6 protein-coding genes are annotated in these 5250 nt (G+C 50.5%); all 6 read left to right on the forward strand.

Annotated features, from left to right (window positions below):
- Window positions 1–42 precede the first annotated feature (42 nt).
- Window positions 43–339, forward strand: a complete 297-nt coding sequence (locus DWZ38_RS21650) for a DUF3847 domain-containing protein (protein WP_002594808.1) — start codon at window positions 43–45, stop codon at window positions 337–339.
- A gap of 681 nt (window positions 340–1020) precedes the next feature.
- The gene (mobQ, locus tag DWZ38_RS21660; RefSeq protein ID WP_117855375.1) at window positions 1021–2601 is read left to right on the forward strand and encodes a MobQ family relaxase; all 1581 of its coding nucleotides are present in this window, start codon (window positions 1021–1023) and stop codon (window positions 2599–2601) included.
- 65 nt (window positions 2602–2666) lie between these two features.
- Window positions 2667–3311 carry a CHC2 zinc finger domain-containing protein gene (locus DWZ38_RS21665; protein ID WP_117685613.1) on the forward strand — a complete coding sequence of 215 codons (645 nt, stop codon included), beginning with the start codon at window positions 2667–2669 and terminating at the stop codon, window positions 3309–3311.
- The gene (locus DWZ38_RS21670; RefSeq protein ID WP_117855377.1) at window positions 3280–4617 is read left to right on the forward strand and encodes a virulence-associated E family protein; all 1338 of its coding nucleotides are present in this window, start codon (window positions 3280–3282) and stop codon (window positions 4615–4617) included. Before DWZ38_RS21665 ends, DWZ38_RS21670 begins: the two co-directional genes overlap by 32 nt.
- 241 nt (window positions 4618–4858) lie before the next feature.
- The gene (locus DWZ38_RS21680) at window positions 4859–5056 is read left to right on the forward strand and encodes a hypothetical protein (RefSeq protein ID WP_003020324.1); all 198 of its coding nucleotides are present in this window, start codon (window positions 4859–4861) and stop codon (window positions 5054–5056) included.
- Window positions 5057–5250 (forward strand): recombinase family protein (locus DWZ38_RS21685; protein WP_173827752.1); only part of this gene is annotated, 194 nt, incomplete at its 3' end.

Raw genomic sequence — 5250 nt, forward strand, 5'->3', positions numbered from 1 at the left:
ACAGGATTTATGTGCTGATACCGGGAAAGGAGGACGCTGCCCTTGCCTGATACTTCAAAGCTGGAAAAGCTCAACCGGGAGTTGGAGAAAAGCGAAAAGAAGCTGCGGAAAGCCATCAATGATGAAAAGGCATTGCAGCACCAGTTGAAGCAGCTTACCCGAAAGGAACGGACGCACCGGCTCTGTACCCGTGGCGGTATGCTGGAAAGTTTTCTGCAAGAGCCGGAACGCCTGACAGATGATGATGTCATGCTGTTGTTGAAACTCATTTTTCACAGGCAGGACACGCAGGAACTATTGAAAAAACTGCTGGAACGGGAGAAGCCGGAAACCCCTTAGTTTACTAAGGGCGCAATTATACACCACCCAGAGGTTGGTGCATTGCGTTCTCCGAAGGCTCCTCACCGGAGGGCTGTGATTTTCCGCAGTCATGGTCTGCTCCAAATCAAACAGGGGACGCTACGCTTCCCCTGCGCTGGCTGCCGCCAGCTACCCTTTTGTGGACTTGCCATCTGGGGACACCTTGCGTTGCAAGTTGTTCCCAGCCGACAAGTTTTACAAAATCTCTCTATACTTTGACGGTCGAATAAAGTATAATGAAGTCAACGACTAATCGGAAGTTCAATGTGAGGAAAATTAGATGAAGAAAAAGTCTTATTGGTTAAGTATTAGTGTGTTCGTATTGATACTGATATGGACGGTTTATTATTATGCAATGCAGTACACAGGAGGATTTGCAGACTTAAAGGACTCTATTGTTTGTGGGATTGTAGATTTGATATGTATCGTATTTATCGTGAAAAGAACTATTGACTTTTTGAAAAACAAAAAATCGTAAAATTCAAGTTTGCCACCCACACATCGGGTCAACTTGTCCCGAACTTTTACAGCTAAATATTCGCCGCCTTCACAGCGGCACACCGAGCAGGAAATCTGAAAAAGGTCTCCTGCTTTTTTTCTGCCAAAATGAGGTGGTAAAACGCCACCCCATCCACCAATTACCGAAAGGAGGGACACGAAATGCCCTGCCCACACAACGAAATCACGATTGTTCAGCGCAGCCAGCGACAGTCTGCGGTTGCCGCCGCTGCTTACCAAAGCGGCGAAAAGCTGTTCTGTGAATACGACCAGCAAGTGAAGCACTACCCGGAAAAGCGTGGTATTGTCCACAATGAAATTCTGCTCCCGGCAAACGCCCCACGGTCGTATGCAGACCGCAATACCTTATGGAACGCCGCCGAAGCGGTGGAAAAGCAATGGAACTCCCAGCTTGCAAGGCGGTGGGTGCTTACCATCCCAAGAGAGATACCACCCGACCAGTATGCTGTCCTTGTCCGGGAGTTTTGCCAGAAGCAGTTTGTTTCCAAAGGCATGATTGCTGATTTTGCCATCCATGACCCCCATCCGCCGGGACACAATCCCCACGCCCATGTCATGCTCACTATGAGGGCAATGGACGAACATGGAAAATGGCTTCCCAAGAGCCGCAAGGTTTATGACCTTGACGAAAACGGGGAACGGATAAAACTTCCGTCCGGCAGATGGAAAAGCCACAAGGAGGATACGGTGGATTGGAACGACCAGAAGTATTGCGAAATCTGGCGGCATGAATGGGAGGTCATCCAGAACCGCTATCTGGAAGCCAATGACCGCCCAGAGCGTGTGGACTTGCGTTCCTATGCCAGACAGGGGCTTGATATTATCCCTACTGTCCATGAGGGAGCTGCTGTCCGGCAGATGGAAAAGCGGGGTATCCAGACGAACATCGGCAACCTGAACCGGGACATCAGAGCCGCCAACCGCCTGATGAAGTCTATCCGGCAGCTCATTCAAAACCTCAAAGGCTGGATTACCGAGCTGGGAGAAAAACGAAAAGAACTGCTTGCACAAAAGGCGGCGGAGGAAGCGACACTTCTTCCCAATCTGCTGATGAAGTATATGGAGATACGAAAGGAAGAACGGAAGGACTGGACAAGGGCTGGACAGAACCGGGGGACTTCACAGGACTTAAAGGCAGTCAGCGAAGCCCTGTCCTATCTCCGTCAAAAGGGGCTTTCTACTGTGGAGGACTTAGAAGTATTTCTGGAATCTTCCGGGAAATCAGCCGCAGATTACCGCAGTCAGATGAAGCCAAAGGAAGCCCGCAGCAAAGTGATTGACGGGATTCTTGCCAGCCGGACAGACTGCAAGGAATGTAAGCCTGTCTATGAGAAGTACCAGAAGATATTTTTCAAGAAAACAAAGGAGAAATTCAAACAGGAACACCCGGAGGTCGCCCGGTATGCGAAAGCCGCCGCCTACCTTGCCAAGCACCCGGACGATAAGGACAGCACCCAAAAGGAACTGCAACAGGAGCAGGAAAAACTTCTGGAAGAAATTGCAGCCCTGAAAACACCGCTGACCGAGGTACAGGAGGATTTGAAGAAGCTGCGGGACATCCGCTACTGGGTACGGAAAGCCACCCCCGGCACAGAAGAAAGCAAAGAGCCGCCCAAGAAACAGCCTATCAAAGAAGTCTTGCAGGATAAGGCTGACGAGAAAAAAGCACAAAGAACCACCCCGGCACAGGAGAAACACAGACAACAGGATATGGAACTTTAACAGGCACTTGCCATTTTCAATCAGAGAATGTCAGGTGCTTTTCTTTTTTTCAAGGAGGGATAGATTTGAATGTATTTGAAGCTGTGAAGCAGTCCGTCACAACAAGACAGGCTGCGGAGCATTATGGAATCCATGTAGGTCGGAACGGGATGGCTTGCTGCCCGTTCCATAACGATAAAACCCCAAGTATGAAGCTGGATCGGCGTTACCACTGCTTCGGCTGCGGTGCGGATGGGGATGTGATTGATTTTGCCGCCGCCCTGTATGGGCTGAGAAAGAAAGAAGCCGCCGTACAGCTGGCACAGGACTTCGGGCTTTCCTATGAGGACTGGAAACCGCCGGGAAAGGAAAAAAAGCCAAAGCCCCGGCAGAAATCCCCGGAGGAACAGTTTCAGGAAGCAAAGAACCGCTGCTTCCGTATTCTTGCCGATTATCTCCATCTGCTTCGGGCATGGAGAACGGACTACGCCCCACACTCCCCGGAGGAAGCCTTTCATCCCCGGTTTATAGAAGCCTTACAGAAGCAAGACCAAGTGGAGTATCTGCTGGATGTGCTGCTGTTCGGGGAAACAGAGGAAAAAGCGGCTTTGATTACGGACTACGGAAAGGATGTGATACAGCTTGAACAGCGAATGGCAGAGCTTGCCGCCGCAGACGCAGCAAGAACTAAAAAACACCATGAACGCCATGCAGCCACCCCAGAGCATTGAGGAAATCAAGGAGGGGCTGGAAACTACCGAGAAAGGCGGTGTCCGTCAGAGCATACGGAACTGCCTGACTGTATTCCAGCGTGACCCGCTGCTTTCCGGGGCTATCGCATACAACATCCTGACTGACCGCAAGGACATCATAAAGCCCATCGGCTTCCACAGGGAAAGCACCGCCCTGAACGATACGGACATGAAGTATCTGCTTCTCTATCTGGAAGAAACCTACGGGCTTACCAATGAGAAAAAGATTGATAACGCCATCGGGATTGTGGCGAATGAAAACAAGTACCACCCCATCCGGGATTATTTAAGTTCCCTTGTGTGGGACGGGACAGAGCGAATCCGCTTCTGCCTGCGGCACTTTCTGGGGGCTGACGCAGACGATTACACCTATGAAGCATTGAAGCTGTTCCTGCTGGGTGCAATCTCACGAGCCTTTCAGCCGGGGTGCAAGTTTGAAATCATGCTCTGTCTGGTCGGCGGTCAGGGGGCTGGCAAGTCCACTTTCTTCCGTCTGCTGGCAGTCCGGGACGAGTGGTTCTCCGATGATTTGCGGAAGCTGGACGATGACAATGTGTACCGCAAGCTGCAAGGTCACTGGATTATCGAAATGTCGGAAATGATGGCAACCGCCAACGCCAAGAGCATTGAGGAAATCAAGTCATTTTTAAGCCGACAGAAAGAGGTTTACAAGATACCCTATGAAACCCACCCAGCAGACCGCCCCCGTCAGTGCGTGTTTGGCGGCACTTCCAATGCCCTTGACTTCCTGCCCCTTGACCGTTCTGGCAACCGCCGCTTTATCCCCGTCATGGTGTACCCGGAGCAAGCCGAGGTTCACATTTTGGAGGACGAAGCTGCTTCCAGAGCCTATATCGAGCAGATGTGGGCGGAAGCGATGGAGATTTATAAAAGCGGCAGGTTCAAGCTGGCTTTCAGCCCTGCCATGCAGCGGTATCTCAAAGAACACCAGCGGGATTTTATGCCGGAGGACACCAAAGCCGGGATGATACAGGCGTATCTTGATAAGTACACCGGGAGCATGGTCTGCTCCAAGCAGCTCTATAAGGAAGCCTTGAACCATGCCTTTGACGAGCCGAAGCAATGGGAAATCCGGGAAATCAACGAGATTATGAACCAGTGCATTTCTGGCTGGCGGTACTTCCCGAACCCAAGAATGTTTTCCGAATATGGCAGACAAAAGGGCTGGGAGCGTGAAAACCCGGCAACGGACTCCGGCAACCCGTCTGAAAAAACGATGGACGGTTTTGTGGAGGTCACAGAACAGATGGAGCTTCCGTTCTGAAAATGGCAGCCCGTTGCACCCCCTGTTGCTATCCCGTTGCCGAGCCGGTTGCCGGGGAAAATCCCGAAACTATCGGCTTTTCTCCCCTATGACAACCAAAACAACAGAAAAATAAAAGAAAAGTATAAATAGTAACCATCGCCAGATTGAGATTGTTTGCAAGGTCTTTTGAAGCCCGTTGCCGGACTTCGTTGCCGACACCCTCTGTCTGGCTATTTTCATGTATGGAGGATAACTGCCTATGGCAAAAAACAAAACAGAGATTCATGTTACAACGGTATTTGACGGGGAACTGGACGCAACCGATGTGTTCGTCAGCCTGATTTCCCAGAAATATGGTAAGACAAATACGAAAGAATATCTTGCTAAAAGGAAAGATATGAGCTATAATGAAGATGAGGTTCAAAAGAGCCAGATACCGTCTGGATTGTGTGGGTAAATGGCTATGATGAACGAAATGGAATACAGAACAATCGGTTCGGCACTTGCCGGAGGGTATCGTGCAGCGGTCTATTGCAGGCTGTCAAAGGACGATGACCTGCAAGGCGAAAGTGCCAGTATCGCAAACCAGCGTGATATGCTGGAAAAATACTGCGAAAAGCAGGGATGGGAGGTTGTGGCAGTCTATCAGGA

The organism is Ruminococcus sp. AF31-8BH (assembly GCF_003460605.1).
Lineage (GTDB): Bacteria > Bacillota > Clostridia > Lachnospirales > Lachnospiraceae > Blautia_A > Blautia_A acetigignens.

Coding starts and splice junctions, on each gene's coding strand:
- mobQ (WP_117855375.1), top strand. CDS start 1,021: ATGCCCTGCCCACACAACGAAATCACGATTGTTCAGCGCAGCCAGCGA.
- DWZ38_RS21670 (WP_117855377.1), top strand. CDS start 3,280: ATGAACGCCATGCAGCCACCCCAGAGCATTGAGGAAATCAAGGAGGGG.
- DWZ38_RS21680 (WP_003020324.1), top strand. CDS start 4,859: ATGGCAAAAAACAAAACAGAGATTCATGTTACAACGGTATTTGACGGG.